The 25,573-nt window shown below is 70.7% G+C and carries 23 protein-coding genes; 16 read left to right on the top strand and 7 right to left on the bottom strand.

Going from position 1 to position 25,573, the window contains the following annotated elements:
- Nucleotide 1 precedes the first annotated feature (1 nt).
- The 3 genes from CT688_RS12090 to CT688_RS12080 all read left to right on the top strand — a co-directional run bounded on the left by CT688_RS12090 (nucleotide 2) and on the right by CT688_RS12080 (nucleotide 4,026).
- Entirely contained in the window at nucleotides 2-457 is a 456-nt protein-coding gene (locus tag CT688_RS12090; protein WP_017838150.1) for a carboxymuconolactone decarboxylase family protein, read from the top strand.
- 87 nt (nucleotides 458-544) lie between these two features.
- Nucleotides 545-1,951, top strand: a complete 1,407-nt coding sequence (locus CT688_RS12085; RefSeq protein WP_197431416.1) for a sigma 54-interacting transcriptional regulator — start codon at nucleotides 545-547, stop codon at nucleotides 1,949-1,951.
- Between the two features lie 53 nt (nucleotides 1,952-2,004).
- On the top strand, nucleotides 2,005-4,026 hold the full coding sequence (locus CT688_RS12080; protein WP_107757091.1) for a VWA domain-containing protein: 2,022 nt from the start codon (nucleotides 2,005-2,007) through the stop codon (nucleotides 4,024-4,026).
- Between the two features lie 28 nt (nucleotides 4,027-4,054).
- Here CT688_RS12080 and CT688_RS12075 read toward each other — a convergent pair whose 3' ends face one another.
- Genes CT688_RS12075 through CT688_RS12055 form a run of 5 tightly spaced genes read right to left on the bottom strand, consistent with a single transcriptional unit; the run spans nucleotide 4,055 to nucleotide 8,490 of the window.
- On the bottom strand, nucleotides 4,055-4,714 hold the full coding sequence (locus CT688_RS12075) for a class I SAM-dependent methyltransferase (protein ID WP_107757090.1): 660 nt from the start codon (nucleotides 4,712-4,714) through the stop codon (nucleotides 4,055-4,057).
- Nucleotides 4,715-4,769: 55 nt separating this feature from the next.
- Entirely contained in the window at nucleotides 4,770-5,186 is a 417-nt protein-coding gene (locus tag CT688_RS12070; RefSeq protein WP_228549129.1) for a carboxymuconolactone decarboxylase family protein, read from the bottom strand.
- Nucleotides 5,183-6,181, bottom strand: coding sequence for an NAD(P)-dependent oxidoreductase (locus CT688_RS12065; protein ID WP_107757089.1), 999 nt, complete (start codon nucleotides 6,179-6,181; stop codon nucleotides 5,183-5,185). The genes CT688_RS12070 and CT688_RS12065 overlap by 4 nt, the downstream gene beginning before the upstream one ends.
- Nucleotides 6,178-6,930, bottom strand: a complete 753-nt coding sequence (locus CT688_RS12060) for an SDR family oxidoreductase (RefSeq protein ID WP_107757088.1) — start codon at nucleotides 6,928-6,930, stop codon at nucleotides 6,178-6,180. The genes CT688_RS12065 and CT688_RS12060 overlap by 4 nt, the downstream gene beginning before the upstream one ends.
- 54 nt (nucleotides 6,931-6,984) lie before the next feature.
- Nucleotides 6,985-8,490: an aldehyde dehydrogenase gene (locus CT688_RS12055; RefSeq protein WP_107757087.1), complete on the bottom strand. Its 1,506-nt coding sequence runs from the start codon at nucleotides 8,488-8,490 to the stop codon at nucleotides 6,985-6,987.
- A 58-nt stretch (nucleotides 8,491-8,548) separates the two neighbouring features.
- On the opposite strand from CT688_RS12055, the gene CT688_RS12050 reads away from it, so the two are divergent.
- The 9 genes from CT688_RS12050 to CT688_RS12010 all read left to right on the top strand — a co-directional run bounded on the left by CT688_RS12050 (nucleotide 8,549) and on the right by CT688_RS12010 (nucleotide 17,238).
- Nucleotides 8,549-9,121, top strand: coding sequence for a TetR/AcrR family transcriptional regulator (locus CT688_RS12050; protein ID WP_107757086.1), 573 nt, complete (start codon nucleotides 8,549-8,551; stop codon nucleotides 9,119-9,121).
- Nucleotides 9,122-9,130: 9 nt separating this feature from the next.
- Complete coding sequence (locus CT688_RS12045) at nucleotides 9,131-10,345, top strand: cytochrome P450 (protein ID WP_107757085.1); 1,215 nt, start codon at nucleotides 9,131-9,133, stop codon at nucleotides 10,343-10,345.
- Nucleotides 10,345-11,139, top strand: coding sequence for an SDR family oxidoreductase (locus CT688_RS12040; RefSeq protein ID WP_107757084.1), 795 nt, complete (start codon nucleotides 10,345-10,347; stop codon nucleotides 11,137-11,139). Before CT688_RS12045 ends, CT688_RS12040 begins: the two co-directional genes overlap by 1 nt.
- 92 nt (nucleotides 11,140-11,231) lie before the next feature.
- Nucleotides 11,232-12,533 (top strand): cytochrome P450, encoded by a 1,302-nt coding sequence (locus CT688_RS12035; RefSeq protein ID WP_107758179.1) that lies wholly within the window; start codon nucleotides 11,232-11,234, stop codon nucleotides 12,531-12,533.
- Nucleotides 12,534-12,547: 14 nt separating this feature from the next.
- Entirely contained in the window at nucleotides 12,548-12,766 is a 219-nt protein-coding gene (locus CT688_RS12030) for a ferredoxin (RefSeq protein WP_107758178.1), read from the top strand.
- 1 nt (nucleotide 12,767) lies between these two features.
- Nucleotides 12,768-13,343, top strand: a complete 576-nt coding sequence (locus tag CT688_RS12025; RefSeq protein ID WP_107757083.1) for a hypothetical protein — start codon at nucleotides 12,768-12,770, stop codon at nucleotides 13,341-13,343.
- A gap of 5 nt (nucleotides 13,344-13,348) precedes the next feature.
- Nucleotides 13,349-14,644, top strand: a complete 1,296-nt coding sequence (locus CT688_RS12020) for a hypothetical protein (RefSeq protein WP_107758177.1) — start codon at nucleotides 13,349-13,351, stop codon at nucleotides 14,642-14,644.
- Between the two features lie 60 nt (nucleotides 14,645-14,704).
- Complete coding sequence (locus CT688_RS12015) at nucleotides 14,705-16,366, top strand: AMP-binding protein (protein WP_107757082.1); 1,662 nt, start codon at nucleotides 14,705-14,707, stop codon at nucleotides 16,364-16,366.
- The gene (locus CT688_RS12010; RefSeq protein WP_107757081.1) at nucleotides 16,363-17,238 is read left to right on the top strand and encodes an SDR family NAD(P)-dependent oxidoreductase; all 876 of its coding nucleotides are present in this window, start codon (nucleotides 16,363-16,365) and stop codon (nucleotides 17,236-17,238) included. The genes CT688_RS12015 and CT688_RS12010 overlap by 4 nt, the downstream gene beginning before the upstream one ends.
- Before the next feature lie 257 nt (nucleotides 17,239-17,495).
- On the opposite strand, the gene CT688_RS12005 is transcribed toward CT688_RS12010, so the two are convergent.
- Entirely contained in the window at nucleotides 17,496-19,217 is a 1,722-nt protein-coding gene (locus CT688_RS12005; protein ID WP_107757080.1) for an AMP-binding protein, read from the bottom strand.
- Nucleotides 19,218-19,487: 270 nt separating this feature from the next.
- On the opposite strand from CT688_RS12005, the gene CT688_RS12000 reads away from it, so the two are divergent.
- The 4 genes from CT688_RS12000 (at nucleotide 19,488) to CT688_RS11985 (ending at nucleotide 24,041) form a co-directional block, all read left to right on the top strand.
- Nucleotides 19,488-21,014: a CoA-acylating methylmalonate-semialdehyde dehydrogenase gene (locus CT688_RS12000; protein ID WP_107758176.1), complete on the top strand. Its 1,527-nt coding sequence runs from the start codon at nucleotides 19,488-19,490 to the stop codon at nucleotides 21,012-21,014.
- A gap of 62 nt (nucleotides 21,015-21,076) precedes the next feature.
- Nucleotides 21,077-22,252: an acyl-CoA dehydrogenase family protein gene (locus CT688_RS11995; RefSeq protein WP_107757079.1), complete on the top strand. Its 1,176-nt coding sequence runs from the start codon at nucleotides 21,077-21,079 to the stop codon at nucleotides 22,250-22,252.
- Nucleotides 22,253-22,255: 3 nt separating this feature from the next.
- Nucleotides 22,256-23,152, top strand: a complete 897-nt coding sequence (gene mmsB / locus CT688_RS11990) for a 3-hydroxyisobutyrate dehydrogenase (RefSeq protein WP_107757078.1) — start codon at nucleotides 22,256-22,258, stop codon at nucleotides 23,150-23,152.
- Nucleotides 23,153-23,177: 25 nt separating this feature from the next.
- On the top strand, nucleotides 23,178-24,041 hold the full coding sequence (locus CT688_RS11985; RefSeq protein WP_107757077.1) for a LuxR C-terminal-related transcriptional regulator: 864 nt from the start codon (nucleotides 23,178-23,180) through the stop codon (nucleotides 24,039-24,041).
- A 19-nt stretch (nucleotides 24,042-24,060) separates the two neighbouring features.
- On the opposite strand, the gene CT688_RS11980 is transcribed toward CT688_RS11985, so the two are convergent.
- Entirely contained in the window at nucleotides 24,061-25,359 is a 1,299-nt protein-coding gene (locus tag CT688_RS11980; RefSeq protein WP_107757076.1) for a cytochrome P450, read from the bottom strand.
- Between the last annotated feature and the right edge of the window lie 214 nt (nucleotides 25,360-25,573).

Raw genomic sequence — 25,573 nt, 5'->3', positions numbered from 1 at the left:
CATGGGTGTCCCGCAGCTGGACCGCGCCCAGCGTGAGGTCTACAAGCAGCTCGTCCGCACCGCGGTCGCCTCCCGGGAGGCGTCGACCGGGGCGGGCCTGGAGGAGGCGCTGATCGAGTTGGTCAACGTCAGGGTCTCCCAGCTCAACGGGTGCGCTGCCTGTCTGGCCACGCACGTCCCGGCCGCGCGGAAGGCGGGGGTGTCGCAGGATCGCCTCGACCTGTTGCCGGCCTGGCGGGACATCGACGATTTCGGTGCCCCCGAACGCGCCGCGCTCCGCCTGGCCGAGACCCTCACGCGGTTGGACGGGGTGACCGAGCGCGAGGAGGCCACGGCCGCCGCCGCCGAGCACTTCGACGACGACCAGCTCTCGGCGCTGGAGTGGTCGATCGTCCTGATCAACGCGTTCAACAGGGTGTCGATCGCGAGCGACCACCGGGTGCCGATCGAGGACTGAATCCCGACCTCGACACCCTGTCGCACCCCATCCCCGCCGACCCAGGCCCGGCTCGGGTCGGGGCACGGGGCCGCGAGGAGGACTACCGTGGGCCCCGTGAGCGACAAGCCGGACGTCCAGACCCTCGGCGACCTGCGCGCCGCGGGGTACACCAGCCGCAGCCTGCGCGAGGAGATGCGCGAGAACCTCCTCGCCGGACTGGCCGCGGGCCGCGATCCCTGGCCGGGGATGCACGGTTTCGACACGACGGTCATCCCGCAACTCGAGAGGGCGGTCATCGCCGGTCACGACATCGTCCTGCTGGGCGAGCGCGGGCAGGGCAAGACACGCCTGCTGCGCACCCTGGTGGGCCTGCTCGACGAGTGGTCGCCCGTCGTCGCGGGATCCGAGCTGGGGGAGGACCCACTCGCTCCGATCACCTCGGCGACGCGGGAGCGGATCGCCCGCGAGGGGGACTCACTGGCGATCGACTGGCGGCACCGGACCGAGCGCTACGTCGAGAAGCTCTCGACCCCGGACACCTCCGTGGCGGACATGATCGGCGACGTCGACCCGATGCGGGTGGCGGAGGGACGGCGCCTCGGCGACCCGGAGACGATCCACTACGGTCTGGTACCCCGCGCGAACCGCGGGATCGTGGCGCTCAACGAACTCCCCGACCTGGCCGAGCGCATCCAGGTGGCGCTGCTCAACGTCATGGAGGAGCGGGACGTCCAGATCCGCGGGTACGTCCTGCGTCTTCCCCTCGACGTCCTGGTGGTGGCCTCGGCGAACCCGGAGGACTACACCAACCGCGGACGCATCATCACCCCGCTCAAGGATCGGTTCGGCGCCGAGATCCGCACGCACTACCCGCTGGACCTGTCCGACGAGATCGAGGTCGTGCGCCAGGAGGCGGAGCTCACCGCGGAGGTTCCGGACGCCGTGATGGAACTGCTCGCCCGGTTCACGCGCGAACTGCGGACCTCGGAGTCGGTCAACCAGTCCTCCGGCGTGTCCGCGCGCTTCGCGATCGCCGGCGCCGAGACCGTCGCGGCCGCGGCCAGGCGGCGCGCCGCCGTCCGGGGGACCGACGACCCGGGCGAGGCGGTCGCGCGGCTGGTCGACGTCGACGCCGCCGTGGAGGTGCTGCGCGGGAAGATCGAGTTCGAGCCGGGTGAGGAGGGCCGCGAGACGGAGATCCTCCGCTATCTCCTGCGCAGCGCCACGGTCGACGTGGTGCGCGAGATGTTCCGCGGTCTCGACCTGGCCCCCCTCGTCGAGGCGTTCGACGGGTCGGTGACCCTGACCACCGGCGCCAGTGTCACCGCGGCGGAGTTCCTCGACGACCTGCCCGAGCTCTCCGATCCGGACCTCTACGACCGGATCGCCGAGCGCGCGGGCGCCCAGACCGTGGGGCAGAGGGCGGGGGCGATCGAGTTCGCGCTGGAGGGGCTCTACCTCTCGCGGCGCCTGTCCAAGGAGACCGGGGACGGCGCCGCCGTCTACGGTTGACCCCCCGGGGTCGACGATGGTGGCCGAGGAGCCGCCGGAGCAGGAGGGACGCGATGTCGCGAGACGAGCCCCGCGCGCGGTACGGACGATACGTCGGAGGCCCCGACCCTCTCGCGCCCCCGCTCGACCTGTCCGAGGCGCTCGAGGCGGTGTCCGAGGGGGTGATGTCCGGGTACTCGCCCGAGCAGTCGATGCGCGAGTTCCTCCGCCGGGGCGGTCGGGGCCAGGCCGGTCTCGACGACCTCGCGGGCAGGGTGCAGCGTCGGCGCCGTGAACTGCTCGAGCGCGGCCACCTGGGCGGGACCCTGGAGGAGGTGTCCGAGCTGTTGGACAAGGCGCTGTTGGCCGAACGCGGGCAGCTCGCCCGGGACACGCAGATGGACCCGATGGATCGCACCCTGCGAGAGATGACCATCGAGAACCTCCCGGATTCCCCGGCCGCGGCGGTCGGCGAGCTCGCCGAGTACGACTGGGCCTCCTCCGATGCGTGGGAGGCCTACAGGAGGATCCAGGATCTCCTCGGAGCGGAGGCGCTCGAGTCGCGCTTCGCGGGGATGAAACAGGCCCTGGAGAACGCGACCGACGCCGATCGTGCGGCGGTGTCGGAGATGCTCGCCGACCTCACCGAGTTGCTCGAGAAGCACGCTCGTGGGCAGGACACCCCCGAGGACTTCGAGCGGTTCATGGACAAGCACTCGGACTCCTTCCCGGAGCAGCCGGCCGACATCGACGAGCTCATCGACGTGCTGGCCCGGCGCGCGGCGGCCGCGCAGCGGATGATGCGGTCGATGACGCCGGAGCAGCGGGAGGAGTTGATGGCGCTCTCGCAGCAGGCGTTCGGCTCACCGGAACTCATGGAGCAGCTGGGTCGGCTCGACGGGCTACTGCAGTCGCTCAGACCCGGCGAGGACTGGGACGGCTCCGCGGACTTCGACGGCGAGGAGGGACTCGGTTTCTCCGAGGGTGCCGCGGCGATGGCGGAGCTCGGTGACCTGGACCGTCTCGCCGAGCAGCTGGCGCGGGGCAGCGAGGGTTCGCCCCTGTCCGAGCTGGACCTCGAGGCCGTGGCCCGCCACCTCGGGGGAGAGGCCGCGGTCTCCCTGCGCACGCTGGCGCGGCTCGAGCAGTCGATGCGCGACTCGGGTTACCTGAGCAGGCGCCCCGACGGCGACCTGAGGTTGTCCCCGGCCGCACTGCGCAAGCTCGGCGGTTCCCTGCTGCGTGACGCCGCCCGTCGGCTCTCGGGTCGCACCGGCGCCCGCGAGACGCGGATGTCCGGGGCGGCGGGGGACCAGACGGGAGCGAGCCGCGCCTGGCGGTTCGGTGACGTGGAGTCGTGGGACGTGCCGCGGACCGTCACCAACGCCCTGTCCCGGGTCGTGGCCGAGGGTGGGGACCCGGGACAGGGAATCCGGCTGCTGCCGGACGACATCGAGGTCAGGGAGACGGAGTCGCGGACCCAGGCCGCCGTCGCGCTGCTGGTCGACACGTCGTTCTCGATGGCCATGGAGGGCCGATGGGTCCCGATGAAGCGCACCGCGCTGGCCCTGCACCACCTCGTGAGTACGCGGTTCCGGCAGGACACGCTCCAACTCATCTCGTTCGGCCGCTTCGCCCGGACCCGGACGGTGGAGGACCTGCTCTCCCTCGACGCGGAGTACGAGATGGGCACCAACCTCCACCACGCCCTACTCCTGGCCGGCCGGTTCTTCCGGAGACACCCGTCGATGCAGCCGGTCCTGCTCATCGTCACCGACGGCGAGCCCACAGCTCATCTCCTGGGCAGCGGGGAGCCGTGGTTCGGCTACCCACCCGCACCGGAGACCATCCGCACGACCGTCGACGAGTTGGACCGCGTGGCGCGGTTCGGTGCGCAGACCACGTTCTTCCGGCTCGGCGACGACCCCGGGCTCGGTCGCTTTCTCGACGCGCTGGCCCGCCGGGTCGGCGGCACCGTGGTGGCCCCGGACGTCGACGACCTCGGGGCCGCCGTGGTCGGCAGGTTCCTCCACACACGGCGCGGCCGCCCGGGCTCGGGTGACGCCTGGAGCGCGGGCGGCCGGTGGGCGGTGTGAGCCGCCGTGCGGGCCGGTGGTGCGGGCCCTACGGCATGGGCGAGCCGACCTCGCCCGAGTCGCGCCGCAGGACGCGCAGCGAGTCCACCGCGCGGACCTCGGTGAACTGCCCGGACTCCAGGGCGCGGCAGTAGATCTCGTAGGGCGGGCGTCCGCCGTCCTCGGGGTTCGGGAAGACGTCGTGGATCAACAGGGCCCCGCCCACCGCGACCCACGGGGCCCAGCCCTCGTAGTCGGCCTGCGCGGCCTCGGAGGAGTGACCCCCGTCGATGAACACGAACGAGGCCGGCGTGCCCCAGATCCGCGCGACCTGGCGCGACGTGCCCACCGCGGCGGTCACCACATCGTCCAGTCCCGCGTCCCAGATCGTGTGCCGGAACGCCACGAGGGTCTCCAGGCGGCCGGTGTGGGGGTCGACGAGCGCGGTGTCGTGGTACTCCCACCCGGGCTGGTGTTCCTCGGACCCTCGGTGGTGGTCGACGGTGACGATGCTGCCGCCGGTCACCCGTGCGGCCGCGCCGAGGAACACGGTGGACCGGCCGCAGTAGGTGCCGATCTCGACGCCCACGCCGTCGCCCAGGTACTCGCAGGCGATCTCGTAGAGGGTGCGGCCCTCGTCCAGCGGCATGAAGCCGGGGGCGGCGAGCGCCACGTCGAGCAGCGCCTGGTCGATCTCGGGAGCGGTCATGGCACAAACCTATCGCTCATGACTCCGCCCGCGATCCCCGCCCTCGGCCGGGCGCTCAGTCGCGGCCATCGTTCCCCGCCTCGGCCCGCCGGGCGGCCTTCCGGGCGCGCGCGACGTGCGGGCCCACCACGTTGCCCAGCTTGGTGCCGTTCGGCCAGCCCGCGTAGTAGCAGAGGAACAGCACGATCTCCTCCAGTTCCTCGGGTGTCAGCTCGCCGTTGCCCAGCGCGGCGCCCACCTGGATGTCGGCGATGTCCGTGTTCCCCTGAGCGGTGAGCGCGCCCAGCAGGAGCAGGCGGCGGTCGCGGTGGCTCAGACCGGGTCGGGACCACACGCGCCCGAACAGGTGGTCCGCGGTCTCGGCGAAGTAGTCACCCGGCCCGTCGGTCATCTCGAAGCCGTAGACCTCGGTCATCATGGCCAGCCCGCGCTCGCGCTCCGGGGACATCCCGGATTCTGCCGTGTCGCTCATCGTGCTCCCTCGTCGTCGTCGGTGATACCGCCGTCATCCCCGGGCGCGCCCGCGGCGCGGCGGGCGATCTCTCCCGGCCCCACGCCGAAACCGGAGCCCAGGTCGCGCAACGCGATGGTCCCGAGCGGCAGGTCCACCTCCAGCCGCTGCCCGAGATCCAGGGCCAGTGAGAGGTCCTTCTCGCCGAGGCCCCGGACGTGGGTGAAGACACCGTGCCAGAAGTCGTCGGGGGCGATCGGCGCGGTGGTGTCCCGCAACATCACCGCGCCGGCGCCACCGGTGATGGCGTCGGTGTGCCGCACCACGCGGCCCAGCTTGGCGATGTCGAGTCCCGCGGCCTCCGCCAATCGGGAAGCCTCGGCGGCGGCGGTGAACGAGATGAAGTGCAGCAGGTTGCGGGCCAGCTTCATCCGCGTACCCGCCCCCACCTCGCCGGCGTGGACCGGCAGCGCGGCCCACAGCGCGAAGACGGGCTTGCAGGCCTCGTAGACCTCGCGCGTCCCGCCCACCATCACCGCGAGCTCCCCCTTTTCCGCGCCTGGTGCCCCGCCCGAGACCGGGGCGTCCACCAGGTGTACGCCGTGCGTTCCGCACGCCCTGGCGAGCTCTACGGCCGTGGAGTCGGAGATGGTGGAATGGACCGCCACCACCGTTCCCGGACCGGCCGTGCGCAGGATCCCGTCGGGGCCGTCGACGACGTCACGGACCTGCGCGTCGTCGAGAACCGTCACCGAGACGAGTCTGGCCGTCCGGGCCACCTCGGCCGGTGTCGCGCCGGAGGTGGCCCCCTCCGCGGTGAACGGTTCGGTCGCCTCGGGGCGGACGTCGCAGACGACCAGGCCGCCGGGCCACGACAGCAACCGACGGGCGATGGGCGCGCCCATGTTGCCCAGCCCGATGAACCCGACGGGCGCGGGGGAGTCCTCCGGGGAGCCCGGACCCACGGGTGCGGCTCCGGCGCCCTGCCCGGAGATGTCGGCCGGGTTCACGCTCACGACCTGATGACCTGTCCGCCGTCGACGTTGAAGATCTGACCGGTGATCCACGACGCCTCGTCCGAGAGCAGGAAGAGCAGCATCCCGACCAGGTCCTCCGGCTGTCCCATCCTCTTGAGCGGGAGCTTGTCCACCATGTCCTTGACGATGGACTGGGGGGTGGTCGAGCGGTTGGCCTCGGTGTCGATCGGGCCGGGCGCGATCGCGTTGATGCGGATGTTGGACCCGCCCAGTTCGGTGGCCAACTGCTGGGTGAGGCCGTTGACACCCACCTTGGCCAGGCCGTAGAAGCCCGAGTAGAGCCACGCGGCGGTGGAGGACTGGTTGACGATGGCGCCACCGCCGGCGGCCGCCATCTTCTCCCAGCAGGCGCGGACCATGATCAGCTGACCGTTCAGGTTCACCGACATGAACTTCTCGTAGTAGTCCCACGGCACGGTGATGAGGAAGTCGAGTTTCATCCCGCCGAAGATCGCGGCGTTGTTGACCAGCATGTCCAGCCGGCCGAACCTGTCCACGGCGGACTCGGCGCAGGCCCCGGCCGAGTCCGGGTCGGAGACGTCGGTGTGTTGGAAGAACGCCTCCCCACCGGCCGCGGTGATCTCCTGCGCCACGCGCTGTCCCTCGGTGTCCGAGACGTCGGCCACCACGACCTTCGCGCCCTCCGCGGCGAGGGCCTTGGCGTACTCCTCGCCGATCCCGCCGGCCGCGCCGGTCACGATCACGGACTTACCGTCAAAACGTCCCATATCTGTGGTCTCTTCCTTCTCGTCAGGGGTGGTGGTTCGGGTGGGGGTGGAATGTCAGGCCGGAGACGCCACGGACTTGGTCTCGAGGTACTCCTCGAAGCCCTGCCGGCCCATCTCGCGGCCGATGCCCGACTGCTTGTAGCCGCCGAACGGGACGTCGGCGCCGTACCAGACGCCGCCGTTCACCCCCAGGGTCCCGGTGCGGATCCCCGCGACGACCTTCTCGATCCGCCGGGGGTCGGTGCCCCACACGGCGCCGGAGAGTCCGTAGGGGGAGTCGTTGGCGATCCGGATCGCGTCCTCGTCGCCGTCGTGGGGGATGACCACGAGCACGGGTCCGAAGATCTCCTCCCGGGCCACCCGCGCGGTGTTGTCGAGTCCGGAGATCAGCGTGGGCTCCACCCAGAAGCCCCTCGACTTCTCCTCGCCGGAGGGGCGACCGCCGCCGATCTCGATGGTGCCGCCCTCCTCCACGGCCAGGGCGATGTACCCCTCGACCCGCTCGCGCTGGACCGCGGAGATCACCGGCCCGCACAGGGTGCCGGGGTCGGTGGGGTCGCCCGGCGCGAAGGCGGCCATCGCGCCCTTGGCGGCGTCGACGGCCTCGTCGTACTTCTCGCGCGGCACCAGCAGGCGCGTGGTGAGGGCGCAGCCCTGACCGGCGTGGGTGCAGGCGTTGAGGGCCGTCATGAAGCACGCGGCGTTCAGGTCCGCATCGTCCAGGACCACGGCGGCGGACTTGCCACCCAGCTCGAGGAAGACCTTCTTGAGGGTCTCCGACGCGGCCATCATGATCTTCTTGCCGGTGGCGGTGGATCCGGTGAACGAGACCAGATCGACGCGGGGGTCGGTGCTCAGCTGGGCACCCACCCCGTGGTCCGAGGACGAGACCAAGTTGAGCACGCCCGCGGGGATGTCGGTCTCCTCGGCGGCGATGCGGGCCACCGCGGCGGCGATGAGCGGGGTGTCCGGGGCGGGCTTGAGCACCACGGTGCATCCCGCGGCCAACGCGGGCCCGATCTTGGCCAGGTTGATCTGGTTGGGGAAGTTCCACGGGGTGATGGCACCGACCACGCCGATCGCCTCCCGGTGCGTCGTCCGGCGGGAACGCACCCCCATCACCTCGGACTCGCCGAGGTCCTCGACCCAGTCGTAGGCCTCGACCAGGTCGGCGAGCCAGCCCAGGTCGGCGACGGGCCCCTCCAGCTGGGGACCGGTGGTGAACATGTGCGGTGCGCCCACCTCGGCGATGGTCAGCGCGCGCAGCTCCTCGGTGTGGGCCTGCAGGGCGTCCCGAAGCTGCCGCAGGCACGAGGCGCGGAAGGCATGATCGGTGGACCACGTGGTGGTGTCGAACGCGGTGCGGGCGGCCTCGATCGCGGCGGCCATGTCCTCCGGGCCGGCGTCGGCGGCGCGGCCGATCACCTCCTCCGTGGCGGGGTTGAGGACGTCGAACGTGCCGCCCCCGGAGGCCGGGCGCAGCTCGCCGCCGATGAGGAGCGGGGCGTCGTAGGTGGTGCTCGTCGTCACGGGGGGCCTTCCGTCAGGGTTGATGGACATTCAGTGGGTAGACAACTGTCTAGACGATAGTCCGGCCAGTGGTGTACTGTCCAGACACATGTCCAGTGACGTGCGTTTCGAATCCACGCGAAGGCGTCTCAACGGCCAGCAGGCCGAGACCGTCGACCGCCTCACCAGCGCGGCCGTCGAGGTCTTGCGCGAGAAGGGGCCGGGCGGCCTCGCGGTCCGGGCGGTGGCGGCCAAGGCCGGCGTCGCCCCGGCCACCGCGTACACCTACTTCTCCTCCAAGGGCCACCTCATCGCGGAGGTGTTCTGGCGACGCCTCCGCGACCACGTCACCGAGGGCGCCTCGGCCGGCACCACGGTGGACAGGGTGGTGGCGGTCCTGCGCGATGTCGCGCTGCTGGTGGCGGACGAGCCCGAGCTCTCCTCGGCGGTCACCGCGGCCCTCCTGGGCGACGATCCGGAGGTGTCCCACCTGAGGATCCGGATCGGTGCCGACATCCGTCGGCGTCTGACGGCCGCGCTGGGTGATGAGGCCGACGACGAGGTGATCGACGCCCTGGAGATGGTCTACGCCGGCGCGCTCGTCCGCGCAGGCATGGGCTACGGCTCCTACTCCGACATGGCGGACGCCATCGAGTCCGCCGCCCGACTCATCCTGAGGTGACCCCGAGACATGACCACCGCGACACCCGCCCCGCTCGTGTTCAGCCCGTACGACTACGCGGTCCACGAGGACCCGTACCCGTTCTACGCCCGGTTGCGCGCCGAGGCCCCCGTGTACCACAACCCGGACCTCGATTTCTGGGCGCTGAGCAAGCATGCCGACGTCCGTGAGGCGTTCCGCGCACCCGACGTGTTCTCCAACTCCCTGGGGGTCTCCCTCGACCCCGCGGCGTACGGTCGGCACGCCTACAAGACCATGTCCTTCCTGGCGATGGACGACCCCAGGCACGCGCGACTGCGCAAACTCGTGAGCAAGGGCTTCACCTCCCGGAGGGTCGACGCGCTCTCGGAGGGAATCGCGCGGATCTCCCGTCGGTACTGGGACGAATGCCTGGCCAAGTCCCGCGACGGCGGCGAGTTCGACTTCGTCCAGGACTACGCGGGCAAGCTGCCGATGGACGTCATCTCGGACCTGATGGGAGTGCCCGAGTCGGACCGCGACGAGCTCCGCCGGCTCGCAGACCTGGTCATGCACCGCGAGGAGGGCGGTCAGGACGTGCCCGAGGACTCGATGGTCGCGGCCCTCGACCTCATCACCTACTACCAGGGCATGGTCGCCGAGCGGCGTGAGGAGCGGACCGAGGACCTGACCTCGGCGCTGATCGACGCCGAGATCGACGGGGAGAAGCTCGACGAGGACGAGATCCTGTCCTTCCTCTTCCTCATGGTGGTGGCGGGCAACGAGACCACCACCAAGCTGCTCGCCAACGCGATGTTCTGGGGGCACCGGAACCCGGACCAGGCGCAGCTGGTGATCGACGCCCCGGAGCGGGTGAGCGACTGGGTCGAGGAGACGCTGCGCTACGACACGTCGAGCCAGTTGGTCCTGCGCACGACGATGCAGGACGTCACGGTCCGCGGCGTCACCATCCCCGCAGACCAGAAGGTGCTCCTGCTCATCGGCGCGGCCAACCGCGACGAGGAGGTCTTCGACGACGCCGACACCTTCCGTCTCGGTCGCGACACCTCCGCCAGTCTGAGCTTCGGGCAGGGGCCACACTTCTGCCTGGGAGCGCACCTCGCGAGGCTCGAGGGGCGGATCGCGCTCGACCAGATCTCACGGTCGATCACGGGGTACGAGATCCTCCCCGGCGCCGAGCGCGTGCACTCGTCCAACGTGCGCGGCTTCGCGCACCTGCCCATGCGTGTCGAGGTCAGGCGCTGATGAGTCTGAAGTTCCCCCCGCAGCCGGACGCGTCCGAGCGCCCCGCGCTCGTCACTGGCGCCTCCTCGGGGATCGGTCGCGCCTCCGCGGAGGCGCTGGCGGCGCTCGGGCACCCCGTGGTCGTGGGGGCCCGCCGTGCCGACCGCCTCGACGACCTCGTGGGCCGGATCCGGGACGCCGGGGGACGGGCCACCGCCCGACCGGTCGACGTGACCAACGCCGACTCGGTCGCCGGGTTCGTGGCCGCCGCCGGCGAGGCGTACGGCCCACCCGAGGTCCTCGTCTCCAGTGCCGGCAGCCTGAAGATGGCCCGCGTGTGGGAGATGGACCCCGAGGACTTCGCCGCCCAGATCGACATCCACCTACTCGCCGTGCAGCGACTCCTCCACGCCGTGGTCCCCGGGATGGTCGACCGCCGTCGGGGAGACGTGGTCCTCATCGGATCCGATGTGGCCTACACCGCCCGGCCCCGCTCCGGCGCGTACGTCGCGGCCAAAGCCGGCCTGGAGACGATGGCCCACCAGGCCCGCAAGGAACTCGAGGGTACGGGGATCCGCCTCGGGGTGGTCCGCCCCGGGCCGGTGATGACCGAGATGGGCACCGAGTTCGATGCGGAGACCGCGGAGTCGGTCATCAACGACTGGGTCAAGCACGGCTTCGGTCGTCACCCGCGCATGTGCAAACCGGCCGACCTCGCCCGGGGGGTCGCCGCCATGGTGGCGATGCCCCGCGGCGCCCAGATCACCGAGCTGGAGATCCAGCCGGAGGCCCCAATCGAGGAGGATTACTCGTGACCAGTACCGACGGCTCCACCGACACGCCCACCGACACCTCCACCCTCACCGAACCGCGGCGGGTCTCCGGCGGCGGGGGCGAGCTGGGGCACATGGACGAACTCCGTACCGACCCGATCGGCCTGTTCTGGCGGGTGCGCGAGGAGTGCGGCGACCTCGGCGTGTTCAAGATCGTCGACCGCGACATCTGCCTGGCCTCCGGGGCGGCCGCCAACGAGGCCTTCTTCCGCGCCCCGGACGAGTCCCTCGACCAGGCCGCCGCCTACCCGTTCATGACGCCGGTGTTCGGGGAGGGCGTCGTGTTCGACGCCAGTCCCGAGCGTCGCTCGGAGATGCTGCACAACACGGCGCTGCGCGGCGAGCACATGCGCCAGCACGCCGTCACCATCCCCCACGAGGTGCAGCGGATGGTGGGCGAGTGGGGCGACGAGGGCGAGATCGACCTGCTCGAGTGGTTCTCCGAACTCACCATCTACACCTCCTCGGCGTGCCTGATCGGTCCGAAGTTCCGGGAGCAGCTCGACGCGCGGTTCGCGCACCTGTATCACGACCTCGAGCAGGGCACCGACCCCCACGCGTACATCGACGCCTACGCCGACATCCCCGCGTTCCGCAAGCGGGACGCGGCCCGGGCCGGACTGGTGGAGCTCGTGTCCGCGATCATGGAGGAGCGGGTCGCCAACCCTCCGGCGGACAAGGAGGACCGGGACCTGCTCGACGTCCTGGTGTCCGTCAAGAACGACGACGGCACGTACCGCTTCACCCCGGACGAGGTCACCGGCATCTTCATCTCCATGATGTTCGCCGGGCATCACACCACCTCCGGCACCAGTGCGTGGATGCTCATCGAGCTGCTCAGGCACCCGGACTACCTCGCGGAGGTGGTCGCCGAACTCGACGAGGTCTACTCGGACGGCGCCGAGTACAGCTTCGGGGCGCTACGTCAGATGCCCAAGGTCGAGAACGCCCTCAAAGAGACGCTGCGTCTTCACCCGCCCCTCATCATCCTCATGCGGGTGGCGCAGGAGGACGTCCGGATCGGCGACCACGTCGTCCGTGCCGGGCAGACCGTCGCGGCCTCCCCGGCGGTCTCCAACCGGCTCCCCGAGGATTTCCCGGACCCCGACACGTTCGACCCGGAGCGCTACTCCGAGCCGCGACAGGAGGACATCGTCAACCGGTGGACCTGGATCCCCTTCGGCGCCGGACGACACCGCTGCGTGGGGGCGGCGTTCGCCCAGCTCCAGATCAAGGCCATCTTCTCGATCCTGCTGCGGGAGTTCGAGTTCGAGCTCGCGCAACCGCCGGAGAGCTACCACAACGACCACTCCAAGATGGTCGTCCAGCTGGCCCAGCCGTGCACCGTCCGCTACCGGAGGAGGCAGCGCCGGTGACCGCACAGCAGCCGATGCGTGTGGAAGTGGACTTCGACCTGTGCCAGGGGCACGCGGAGTGCCAGGCCGAGGCCCCCGACTGGTTCACGGTGGGCAAGGGCGCGGAGGCCAAGGTGCGCGCCAAGCGGGGCGATATCCCCGACGACCAGCTGGCGGGAGTCAAGGCCGCCGTCAAGTACTGCCCGACTCAGGCACTCCGCCTCGTCGGGACCCGGACCCCCAGGAGTGAGTGACGTGACCCGATACGACCGCGCCGAGATCGCCGAGTTCGTGGAGCGATGGATCGAGGCCAACGCCGAGTGCGAGCGCAACAAGGACTGGACCCCGCTCGCCGAGTTCTACGCCGAGGACGCCACCTACGGCTGGAACTACGGCACGAAGGACGACTTCATGGCCGTCGGCCGGGACGAGATCCGTGACGTCGCGCTGGGTCAGGAGATGGCCGGGCTCGACGGCTGGGAGTACCCCTACATCCGCACCATCATCGATCCCGAGACCGGTGACGTGCTGTGCCTGTGGAAGCAGATCGCCCGCGACACCGTCGACCCCAGGACGGGCGCGCCCTACGAGGTCCACGGTCTCGGCGGGTCGTGGTTCCTCTACAACGGCGAGCAGCAGTGGAAGTGGCAGCGGGACTTCTTCGACTTCGGCAACGTGGTGGACCTGTTCATGCGGATGTACGAGGCCGACGCGCTCACCGATTCGATGAAGGCCCGGTTCGAGGCGGGCGGCGACAAGCCTGCCGGGTGGTACCGCATCGAGGACAGCCCGGCCCCGTTGTGGCCGGTGTCCACGCCGGACGAGGTCTGAGTCCGATGACCACGCGCGACCCGGTCGTCAGACGCGACCCCCTGGAATCGCTCGATCACGCGACCCTCGCACGGCTACTCCCCGATCTGCTGCTGATCGGCCAGCTCATCGACCGGGCGGGGATGCCGGCCCTCCTGGGTGAGTTCGGCGTGGACGGGATGCGGGACGTCGCGATCGAGGAGTGGCAGGCCGCGAGCCCGCACTACACCCGACGGATGAAGGAGGCGTTGTCCATCACGGGCGACGGCGTCGCGGAGATCTTCAAGGGTTTCCAGCTGGACGTGGGGGCGCCGCCGGAGTTCATGGACTTCCGCTACGGGATCACCGACCACGATCACGGGGAATTCTGGCTCGACCACTGTGGCGCACTGATGGATGTCGAACCGATGGGGGACCGGCTCGTCACCACGATGTGTCACGACATCGAGGACCCCACCTTCCCGGCCACCGCGCTCGCCACCAACCCGCGGGCCGTCGTGGAACCGGTCCACCGGCCACCACGCAGCCCGGAGGGCCGGACGCCGCACTGCCACTGGATCGTTCGGATCGACCCGGACGCGGAGCCGGCGGCGTGGCCCGAGCCGGCGGTCGAGTCCGCGAGCAGCCGGGTGGTCGACTTCTCGTTCGAGCCGCCGGCACCGGAGGACACGACCGGTCAGGGCCCCCGCGACGACTACGCCGGCCCGCTGTTGACGGATCTGAGCTTCCCCGAGTTCACCTCGGCCGCACTCGTCCGCATGACGCGCGAGGTGTACCTGCAGATGCACCTGCTGGCGGTGGGCTTTCACCAGTCGGTCCGCCGTCGGTCGGACGCCGAGACCGCGGACCGGTTGCTGGCCTATCAGGCGACCGGCATCGCGGGGGTCGCCGCGGGCCGGATCCGCGACGTGCTCGGCGGTGGTCTCGGCGCCGACGGGGACGCGCACGGGTTGGCGGCGGTGCTCGACCTCCACCCCCTGGCCGGCCCGACCGCGTACACGGGGTACTCGTCGTCGGTCTCCGGGGACGGGCGGAGTGTCACGGTCTCCTGGGACACCGCGGCGGACGCGTTCGCCGACGACACCTGGATGCCCCTGCTGGCCCGGGAGGGGCTGCGGCCCCTCGCCGCGGCGGCCCAGGCGGTCGACCCGCACTGGACGGTCGAGCGCGTGCCCTCGGACGGCTCTCGTGTCGCGGCGGTCCTCCGGTTCGGCGACGAACCCGCAACGGAGCCGGAGGAGGTCGCGGTCACGCGCATCAGTACCGGTGCCGCGTTCGACTTCGGACCCACCCGCACGCCGCTGCCCATCACCCCGGTCTGACACAGGCCACTCGCTACCCACCCACCCGACACCCGTCACCCCAGTCACGGAGGACACCACATGGCACACAACCTGGCCGACCTCTTCGAGCACGCCGTGGACGCCTATGGCGCGGACCGCCTGGCGGTGGTGGAGGACGAACGTCGGCTCACCTACGCGGACCTGGAGGCCGAGGCCAACCGGTGGGCCTCGGCACTGTCCTCCCTGGGTGTCGGTGCCGGCGACCACGTCGGTGTGCATCTGCGCAACGGGGTGGACTGCCTGGCCCTGATCATCGGGGTGCTCAAGTTGCGGGCGGTGACCATCAGCATCAACTACCGCTACTCGGGAGCGGAACTGCGCTACCTCTACGACTACTCGGACACCAGCGTGTTGGTCTTCCACCGTGAATTCGGTGGTGCGGTGACCGAGGCCGTCAGCGGTCTCGACTCCGTCCGGCACACGATCGTGGTGGAGGACGGATCGACCGTCGACACGCTCCCGGACGGCGCCCTGGACGCGCGGGAGATCCTGGACGCGGCGTCGACGGAGCGCACGCGGCTCGAGCGCAGCGGCGACGACCTCTACCTGGTGTTCACCGGCGGAACCACCGGAAAGCCCAAGGGCGTGATGTGGCGTCAGGAGGACCTCTGGCGCAGCCTCGGCGGCGGTGCGGACTACCACACGGGTGAGCCGGTGCCCGACGAGTACCACCAGTCCCGGTCCGGCCTCGGCGGCGATCCCCTGCGCTACCTGATCCTGCTCCCGCTCATCCACACCTCGGGCATCATGCCCAGCTTCACCGGACTGTTCGCCGGCGGCACCATGCACTATCTCCCGCACTTCCGGGTGGCGGACGCCCTGGAGGAGATCGAGAGCGAGAAGATCCAGGTCGCCGTGGTGGCGGGGGACGCGATGGTCCGGCCGATCGTGGACCAGATGCGTCGGACCGACCCCGACACCTCGAGCATGTTCATGGTCTCCTCGGGCGCCGCCCTGTTCTCCCCGTCGGTCAAGGCGGACCTGCTCGAGCTCCGCCCCGATCTGATGATCATGGACGCGTTCGGGTCGTCCGAAGGCGGTTTCGGCGGTCTGGGCGTGGTCACCAAGGCGAACCTCGACGACGGATCGCTGTTCGCCGATCACGGTCCGCGGATCCCCAGGGGGACCACCCTGCAGCTCGTCGACGATTTCGACGAGCCGCTCGCGGACGACTCGACGGAGATCGGCTGGATCGTCAAGAGCGGCTACCAGCCCGCCGGGTACTACAAGGACGAGGCCAAGACCGCCGAGACCTTCCGGGAGATCGCGGGCACCCGTCGGGTGTTCACCGGCGACCGCGGACGCTATGACGGCCCGGAGACGATCATCATGCTCGGTCGGGCGAGTCAGGTGATCAACTCGGGCGGCGAGAAGATCTTCGCCGAGGAGGTCGAGGCCGCGCTCAAGGCGGTGGACGGGATCGAGGACGCGGTGGCGTTCGGCATCCCGGACGAGCGGTTCGGACACCGCGTGGGCGCGGTGATCCAGTGGTCGGACACCGCTGATGCCGGAGATCTCGAGTCCGTCGGGCAGGCGCTGCGCGAGCACCTCGCCGGCTTCAAGATCCCCGCGGCGTACTGGGTGGTCGACCGCGTCGAGCGCCACCCCAGCAGCAAGACCGACTACGGATGGGCGCGGCGACTGGTGGCCGAGCGCGCCCCCGACCACGACCGGCGTACGGACGCCGTCGGCTCGGCGTGACCGGGCTGCGGCTGGACGGCCGGTCCTTCGCGGTCACCGGGTCCTCCCGCGGGATCGGTGCGGCGGTCGCGGACGACCTGGCCGGCCGCGGCGCGGACGTGGTGCTCAACGGGCGCGACGAGGCGGCGCTGCGCGATCGGGTCGCCGAACTCTCCGCGCGGTCCGACGGCCGCATCACCGGGGTCCCCGGGTCGGCGCACGAGCCCGCGGTGGCGCAGTCGCTGCTCGCCGAAGCGGCCCGCGACGGGTCGGTGGTGTCCGGTCTGATCACCTGCGCGGGCGTGGCCGAACCCGCGGGGTCCTCGATCCTCACCGTGAGTCACGCCGACTTCGAGGCACTCATGGACGCGCACCTCGGGTCTGTCTTCGCGCCGTGCCGCGTGTTCGCACCGCATTTCGTCGCCGCCGGGGCGGGCGCCATCGTCACCACGTCCTCGTTCGCCTGGAAGGGCGACTACGGGGGAACGGGCTACCCGGCGGGCAAGGGCGCGGTCACCTCGTTGACCATGGCGATCGCGGCCGAGCTCGCCGAGCACGGCGTGCGGGCGAACGTCGTGTGCCCGGGCGCCCGGACCCGGTTGTCGAGCGGGCAGGGGTACGAGAACCAGATCCGGGAGCTGGGCCGCCGGGGGATGCTCGACGAGCTCAGCGTGGCCGGTGCCCTCGATCCGGCCGGCCCTGAGTACGTGGCGCCGCTCTACACCTATCTCGTCTCCGAGTTGGCCCAGGGTGTCACCGGCGGGGTCTTCGCCGGATCGGGTGGCTTCATCGGGCGATTCCCGGCCCCGGAGGCGCAGATCCTGGCGTTCCGCGACTTCCACGACAGTCCGCCGTGGACCCCCGAGGAGATCGACGGCATCGTCAGGTCCTGATCGGGGCCGGGGCCGGGGCCGGGGCCGGGACCGGGGCCGCCCGAGACGCGCCGGGGTCGTCCCGCCGCGTCGAGTGGTCAGACCCGCTCACGTTTTCCCAGCTCAGGTCGCGGGTTTCTCCGCATTTGTGACCACTCGTCGAGGCGCCCGCACGGGCCACGGCCGGGCCCCGCCGACCCGGCCGGCACGGACCGCAGCCGCGCCGACCCGGCTGGCACGGACCGCGCCCGCGCCCCCCACAGACCGCGGGCCGGCCGTCAGCGCAGCGATTCCTCGCGGAACTCGCCGGGGAAGTCCACCGACGGACCGTTCTCGCTCTCGCCCCTGCGCAGCTCGACGCGGCGGATCTTGCCCGAGATGGTCTTGGGCAGGTCGGTGAACTGCAACCGCCGGACCCTCTTGTAGCCGGCCAGGTGGGTGCGGGAGTAGTCGAAGATCTGGCGGGCGGTGTCTTCGGTCGGCTCCCAGCCGCCGGCCAGGACGACGAACGCCTTCGGCACGCTGAGCCGAACGGGGTCGGGGGAGGGGACGACCGCGGCCTCGGCCACCGCCGGGTGTTCCAACAGGACGGACTCCAGCTCGAACGGCGAGATCCGGTAGTCGGAGGACTTGAACACGTCATCGGTCCGGCCCACGTAGGTGATGTAGCCCTCGGAGTCGCGCGACCCCACGTCGCCGGTGTGATAGAAGCCGTCCGCGTAGGCGGCATCGGTTCGTTCGGCGTCGCCGTGGTAGCCGACCATCAGGCCGAGCGGGCGGGGGTCCAGACGCAGGCAGATCTCGCCCTCGGCGCCCTCGCCGGCGACCTCCTGCCCGGTGGCCGGATCGACCAGCACCACGTCGAAGCCGGGGCAGGGCCGGCCCATGGACCCGTCCTTGATGGGTTGCCCCGGCGTGTTGGCGATCTGCACGGTGGTCTCGGTCTGGCCGAAGCCGTCGCGGATGGTCACGCCCCACGCGTCGCGGACCCGGCCGATCACCTCGGGGTTGAGCGGCTCACCGGCGCCCACGGCCAGCCGCGGTGGGACCATCAACTGGGTGAGGTCGGCCTGGATGAGCATGCGCCACACGGTGGGCGGGCAGCACAGGCTCGTCACGCCGCAGCGGTCCATCTCCCGCATCATCGCCGTGGCGTCGAAGCGGGAGTAGTTGTAGATGAACACGCATGATCCGGCGATCCACGGGGTGAAGACGTTGGACCAGGCGTGCTTGGCCCACCCGGGGGAGGACACGTTGAGGTGGACGTCGCCGGGCTGCAGGCCGATCCAGTACATGGTCGACAGGTGCCCGGCGGGGTAGGAGGCGTGCGTGTGCTCGACGAGCTTGGGCTTGCTGGTGGTCCCGGAGGTGAAGTACAGCAGCAGGGTGTCGTCGGCACGGGTGGTGTGGCTGGGCTCGAAATCGGGGGACGCGTCCATCGCGGCGGCGAGGTCGGTCCAGCCCTCGGGGGCGCCGCCCACCGAGATGCGCTGGTAGTCGCCGGCGATGGTGGTGAACCGGTCGGCGAGCTCGTCGCGGGCGATCACGTGCTTGATCCCACCGCGGGCGATGCGGTCGCGGAGGTCGGCCTCCGCCAACAGGGTGGTGGCGGGGATGACGACGGCGCCGAGTTTGATCACGGCGAGCATGACGTCCCACAGTTCCACCTGGTTGGCGAGCATGAGCAGGACCCGGTCCCCGGGCTCGACACCGCGCTCGCGCAGCCAGTTGGCGGTGCGGTCCGAGCGGACGCGCATCTCGTCGAAGGAGTACTTGGCCTCGGTGGGGGCGCCGCCGCCGTCGTGCTCCTCGACGATCCACAGTGCGGGGTCGCTGTTCCCCTCGGCCTCGACGTCGAACCAGTTCAGGGCCCAGTTCCACTCGTCGAGTTCGGGCCAGGCGAAGCCCGCCCGGGCGGCGTCGTAGTCCTCCGCGGTGGCCTGCAGGAAGTCGCGTGCGGCGCGGAAGCGGGTGGTGGCGTCGGTGTCGAGCGGGGCCATTGAGTCTCCTGACGGGCGGGCACGGGTGGGACGGCGCGGAGGGAACCGGGCACGGGCGACCGTGGGCACGGGTGAAGGCGCACACGGCACGTGAGTCAGCTCACAGTATGGGCACGCGCCAGGGTCGCGGTACACCCGAAAGGGGAGGGTCGGGGGTGGCCGGACGCCCGCCCCTGGATTACTAGGAGATGCAAGTATAGGGTGATGGCCATCACGGGAGAAGAGCCGCGCGGACACCACGGACCGCGGCCTCACGACGAAGGGATGTCCATGTCTGATCTCAGGCAGATCGACCACTACATCAACGGCGCGAGGGTCGCCGGGACGGGTGGCCGCACCCACGAGGTGCTCAACCCCAGCACGGGTATGGCGCAGGCCGTGGTGCCGTTGGCGTCGACGGCCGAGGTCGACGACGTGATCGCCAAGGCCGCCGAGGCCCAGAAGTCGTGGGCGGCGCAGAACCCCCAGAAGCGCGCCCGCGTGCTGATGCGCGTCGTCGACCTGATCAACCAGAACATGGACGAGCTCGCCGAGTTGCTGGCGATCGAGCACGGCAAGACCACCCCGGACGCGCGTGGAGACATCCAGCGTGGCCTCGAGGTGCTCGAGTTCGCGATCGGGATCCCGCACCTGCTCAAGGGTGAGTACACCGAGAACGCCGGGGGCGGCGTGGACGTCTACTCCATGCGTCAGCCGCTCGGTGTCGTGGCCGGGATCACCCCGTTCAACTTCCCCGCCATGATCCCGCTGTGGAAGGCGGGCCCGGCCATCGCGTGCGGCAACGCCTTCGTGCTCAAGCCCTCCGAGCGCGATCCCTCGGTCCCGGTGCGCCTGGCCGAGTTGTTCACCGAGGCGGGCCTGCCCGACGGCATCTTCCAGGTCGTCCACGGCGACAAGGAGGCCGTCGACGCGATCCTCAACAACGACACGATCCAGGCGGTCGGGTTCGTCGGGTCGACCCCGATCGCGCAGTACATCTACGAGAACGCGGCCCGCACCGGCAAGCGCGCGCAGTGCTTCGGTGGCGCCAAGAACCACATGATCATCATGCCCGACGCGGACCTCGAGCAGGCCGCGGACGCCCTGGTCGGGGCCGGTTTCGGCTCCGCTGGTGAGCGGTGCATGGCGATCTCCGTCGCCGTTCCCGTGGGCGAGGGCACCGCCGAGGCGCTGCTGGAGAAGCTGGTGCCCAAGGTCAAGGAGCTGAGGGTGGGCCACAGCCACGACCCGAACGCCGACTACGGCCCGCTGGTCACGCCCGAGTCCAAGGCCCGTGTGCTGGACTACATCGACCAGGGCGAGAAGGCCGGCGCGGAGATCCTCATCGACGGCCGCGGTGTGGGTGCCTACACGGACGAGTTCAACGGCGAGGACATCTCCGGGGGCTACTACGTCGGCCCCACGCTCATGGACAAGGTCACCCCCGACATGAGCGTCTACACGGACGAGATCTTCGGCCCCGTCCTCGTCGTGGTCCACGCCAAGGACTACGACGAGGCCCTTCGCCTGCCCAACGAGCACGAGTACGGCAACGGCGTGGCCATCTTCACCCGCGACGGCGACGCCGCCCGCGAGTTCGTGTCCAACGTCCAGGTGGGCATGGTCGGCGTCAACGTGCCGATCCCCGTGCCGATCGCGTACCACACCTTCGGCGGCTGGAAGAAGTCCGGATTCGGCGACCTCAACCAGCACGGCCCCGAGTCGATCAAGTTCTACTCCAAGGTCAAGACGGTCACCCAGCGCTGGCCGTCGGGCATCAAGGACGGGGCCGAGTTCGTCATCCCCACGATGGACTGACCGGTCCCGCAGCGCGATAGCCGGGCACCGCGACAACCGGGCACCGTATGAGAGGAACACCCATGTTCACCCTGGATGACGACGACAAGGTCATCGTCGACACCGCCCGCGACTTCGCGGCCAAGCGGATCGCGCCCATGGCGCAGGAGTGGGACGCGAGCCATCATTTCCCGAAAGACGTCCTCCGCGAGGCGGCCGAGATGGGGATGGGCGCCATCTACGTCTCCGAGGACGTCGGGGGCAGCGGGATGCGTCGCCTCGACGGTGTCCGGATCTTCGAGCAGCTCGCCCGGGGATGCCCGTCGGTGGCCGCGTACCTGTCCATCCACAACATGTGCGTGTGGATGGTCGACGAGTTCGGCACCGAGGAGCAGCGTCGCGAGTGGATCCCGAGGATGGCGTCGCTGGAGCTGTTCGCCAGCTACTGCCTCACCGAGCCCGGTGCCGGTTCGGACGCGGCGGCCCTGCGGACCAAGGCGGTCAAGGAGGGCGAGGGCGAGTCCGCGGAGTACGTCCTCACCGGCACCAAGCAGTTCATCTCCGGTGGGGGTCAGTCGGACGTCTACGTGGTGATGGCCCGCACCGGTGAGGCCGGCCCCAAAGGGATCTCGGCTTTTCTCGTCCCCGCGGACTCCGAGGGACTGAGCTTCGGCCCGGACGAGCAGAAGATGGGGTGGAACGCCCAGCCGACCGCGCAGGTGATCATGGAGGGTGTCCGGGTCCCGGCCGCGAACCTCATCGGTGGCGCCGAAACGGGGGGAGAGGGCCTCGGGTTCACCATCGCCATGAAGGGCCTCAACGGCGGGCGCATCAACATCGCCGCCTGCTCCCTGGGTGGGGCCCAGGACGCGTACTCGCGGGCCGTCGCCCACGTGCGGGACCGGGAGGCCTTCGGCGGTGCGCTCATCGACGAGCCGACGATCCGCTTCACCCTCGCCGAGATGGCGACGGAGTTGGAGGCCAGCCGGCTCATGCTGTGGCGGGCCGCCGCGGCCCTGGACGCCAAGGAGCCGGACCATGTCGAGAAGTGCGCGATGGCGAAGCTGTTCGTCACCGACCACTGCTTCGACATCGCGGACCGGGCACTGCAACTCTTCGGCGGGTACGGATACCTCGCCGAGTACGGAATAGAGAAGATCGTGCGAGATCTCCGGGTGCACCGCATCCTGGAGGGGACGAACGAAATCATGCGTGTCGTCGTCGGCCGGGCCGTCGCCGCGCGCGGACTGGGAGCGTAGGACATGGACAACCGATCGCAGACCGTGGCGTTTCTCGGGCTGGGCAACATGGGTGGACCCATGGCCGCCAATCTGGTGGGCGCCGGATTCGTCGTCAGGGGGTTCGACCCGGTGGAAGCGGCGCAGGAGGCGGCCCGCACCGCCGGGGTCACCGTGTGTGACTCGCCCGCCGAGGCGGTCAGGGGAGCAGGTGTGGTGATCACGATGCTGCCCAACGGTGCGCTGGTGACCTCGACCTATGACGAAGTGCTGGGCGAGGCGGGGGAGGGGACCCTGTTCATCGACTCCTCCACGATCTCGGTCGACGACGCCCGTGCGGTCCATGCCAAGGCGGTGGACGCCGGGATGCTCCAGGTCGACGCGCCCGTCTCCGGTGGCGTCAAGGGTGCGACCGCCGGCACGCTGGCGTTCATGGTCGGCGGGGAGGACGAGGCGTTCGCGGCCGCGCAGCCCGTCCTGGAGCCCATGGCGGGCAAGGTCATCCACTGCGGAGGGGCGGGGGCCGGGCAGGCCGCCAAGGTCTGCAACAACATGGTGCTGGCCGTGCACCAGATCGCGATCGCCGAGGCGTTCGTGCTCGCGGAGGGACTGGGCCTCGATCACCAGGCCCTCTTCGACGTGGTCACCGGCGCGACCGGCAACAGCTGGGCGCTGCACACCAACTGCCCCGTCCCCGGCCCCGTCCCCACCTCGCCCGCCAACAACGACTTCACGCCCGGCTTCGCCACGGCTCTCATGAACAAGGATCTCGGGCTGGCGCTCGCGGCCCTGGAGAGCACTGGTACGGTCGCTCCGCTGGGAGCAGCAGCGGCGGCCCTGTACGACGAGTTCGCGCAGGACAACGGTGGCAAGGACTTCAGCGCCATCATCACCAGCATCCGCGAGTCCTCGCGGAGCTGAACACCTCCACTCTCGGGAGAACATCATGTCCACCCTCCGCCCCAAGGATTCAGACGCTGTACTGGGGGCCCTGCGCAGGGCCCGTCGCACCACCGGTGTGCCGGTCGTCTTCGCCGGCGAGGTCACCGGTGAGACCGCCAGGCTGAACCGCTTCATCGGGGTCCGCACCGACTCCATGCAGGGGTTGGCCGTGGCCAGGGGGCGTGGCCTCGGTGGTCATGTGCTGGCCTCGGGTCGACCGGCGACGGTCCGTGACTACGAGGAGTGCTCGAGGATCACCCGGGACTACGCCGACGCGGTGGACCGCGAGGGCTTGCGGGCGATCATCTCCGTCCCCGTGATGGTCTCGGGGGTGGCGCGGACCATCCTCTACGGATCGGCCCGGGTCGCGACCCAGTTCGGCGACCAGGTCACCCGGACGTTCACCTCCGTCGCCGCGGACCTGGCCTCGGAGTTCAGGATCCACGACGAGGTCGACAGACGACTGCGTATGGCCGATCACGCCGTCGCGGAGCAGAACTTCGGACTGGAGTCCGCGGACCGGGAACGTCTGCGTGTCCTGCACGGCGAGTTGCGTGCGATCGCCGCCGAGCTGGGCGACCCCGGCCTCCGGGAGAGGCTGCTGGCCGCGGGGTCCGCCCTGGCGGGGGTCGGCAGGGCGCCCGAGGAGGGCCGGGACGTCCCCCAGGCGCCGACGGTCCTGTCCCCGCGGGAGATCGACGTCCTCGCGCAGGTGGCGCTCGGATGTTCCAATGCCGAGGTCGGCGCCCGGCTGTCCCTGTCGCCGGAGACGATCAAGGCCTACCTGCGCAACATCGGGACGAAGCTGGGCACACGGTCACGGATGGAGTCCGTGGCCCGGGCCCGGCTCCTCGGCGTCCTGCCCTGATCCGACCAGCCGCCCCTCGTCACGCGGGGGTGGGGTCCACCCCGACCCTGACCCCGGTCGCCGGCCGGGTGAGCATCGTGGTCCACGGGAACGTCAGATCGTCGGGGTCGTCGCTGATCCGCACCCCCGGCCTGCACAGCGCCGCGACGGTCGCGGACAGGGCGGTCACCGCGATCTTCTCGCCGGGACACCGGTGGCCGGTGCGCACCCCGGCGCCGCCGTGGGGGATGAACGCCTCCAGCTGCTCGGCGTCGTCGACGCCGAGGAACCGTTCCGGGTCGAAGGTCCCCGCGTCGCGCCAGTGGTTCGGATCCGTATCCGTTCCCTGGAGGTCGAGAAGGACGCGGTGACCCTTGTGTACCGGGCACCCGCGGACCTCGAAGTCCGTCGTCGCGAGCGCCGGCAGCATCGGGACGAACGGGTAGACCCGCCTCACCTCCTGGGCGAACGCGACCGCCTCGGGGACCTCGGTGAGACGGCCGGCGTCCGCCGACGCCTCGCGGATGCGGTCCCGCCACCCCGGGTTCTCGGCCAGGGCGACGGCCGCGAACGCCGCGAAGCGGGCGACCGCCACGGTGGGGCGGGTGAGGTTCTGCAGTTCCACCGCCGCGGTGCGGTCGTCGACCAACCGGCCGTCCTCGTCCCGGAGGTCGGCCATCGCCGCGACGACCGAATCGGGGTCGGGCTGTAGCGCACCCGACCGGACCTTGCGCACCAGGGACGTGGCCCAGCGGTCGAGACGGAGGCGTTCCACCTGCGCCACGGGGTTCCCCGAGACCCGACCGAAGGTGTCGAGGAGTCTGCTCATCTGCCGCGCACGCCTGTCCGACTCCTCGGGGCGCAGCGGCAGCCCGGCCCAGCGGAAGGCCGCGCGGCCGTAGGCGGTGGTGGTGTCGTGGTAGACGGTGCCCGATCCGTGGCGCGTCCACTGGCCGAGCATGTGCTCGAGTTCCTCCGCCACGAGGGAGGCGAACCGCGCCACCCGGTCGTCGTCGTAGGCCAGGTCTGCGAGCGCGTTCTTCCGGACGGTGTGGGCGTGGCCGTCCAGGCCGTGGACAGCGCCGGGTCCGAAGAGCGGGAGCCGGACGAACGCGGGCATCGCCCCCTCGCGCTTGACCTTGTCGGAGTCGTAGAAGTGGCGGACACCCTCCACTCCGCGCAGCAGCACGGCCTTGCGACCCATGAGGCGCAGTCGCACCGGCGTCTGCGAGTCGGCGGGCAGTCCCGCGCGTTGCCGCACGCGGGAGGTGAAGAGGTATCCGGAACGGAGGAAGTCGAGGGACTGTTCGCGGAGCCGTCGGTGATCGTTGGGCGACATCGGTGTCTCCAGTCAGTCGGGGGCACGGTACGCCGCACACCCTAGGGCCGACTGGAGGTCGGGGCATCCGGTCCCGCCCCCTCTCCGATCGGTCCGCACGGTCAGCGCCGGTGTGGGACGGATCACGCCCCACATACTTTCGGGTGTATCGGGTTGGTGGTCATCACATACCGTTCGCCTCAATCGACGCCAGAGCGTCGGCGATCACCCCCTC

Origin of the sequence: Dietzia sp. JS16-p6b, from assembly GCF_003052165.1 — a bacterium.
In the GTDB taxonomy this organism is placed as follows: domain Bacteria; phylum Actinomycetota; class Actinomycetes; order Mycobacteriales; family Mycobacteriaceae; genus Dietzia.
This window is presented reverse-complemented; position numbering and strand designations above follow the sequence as displayed.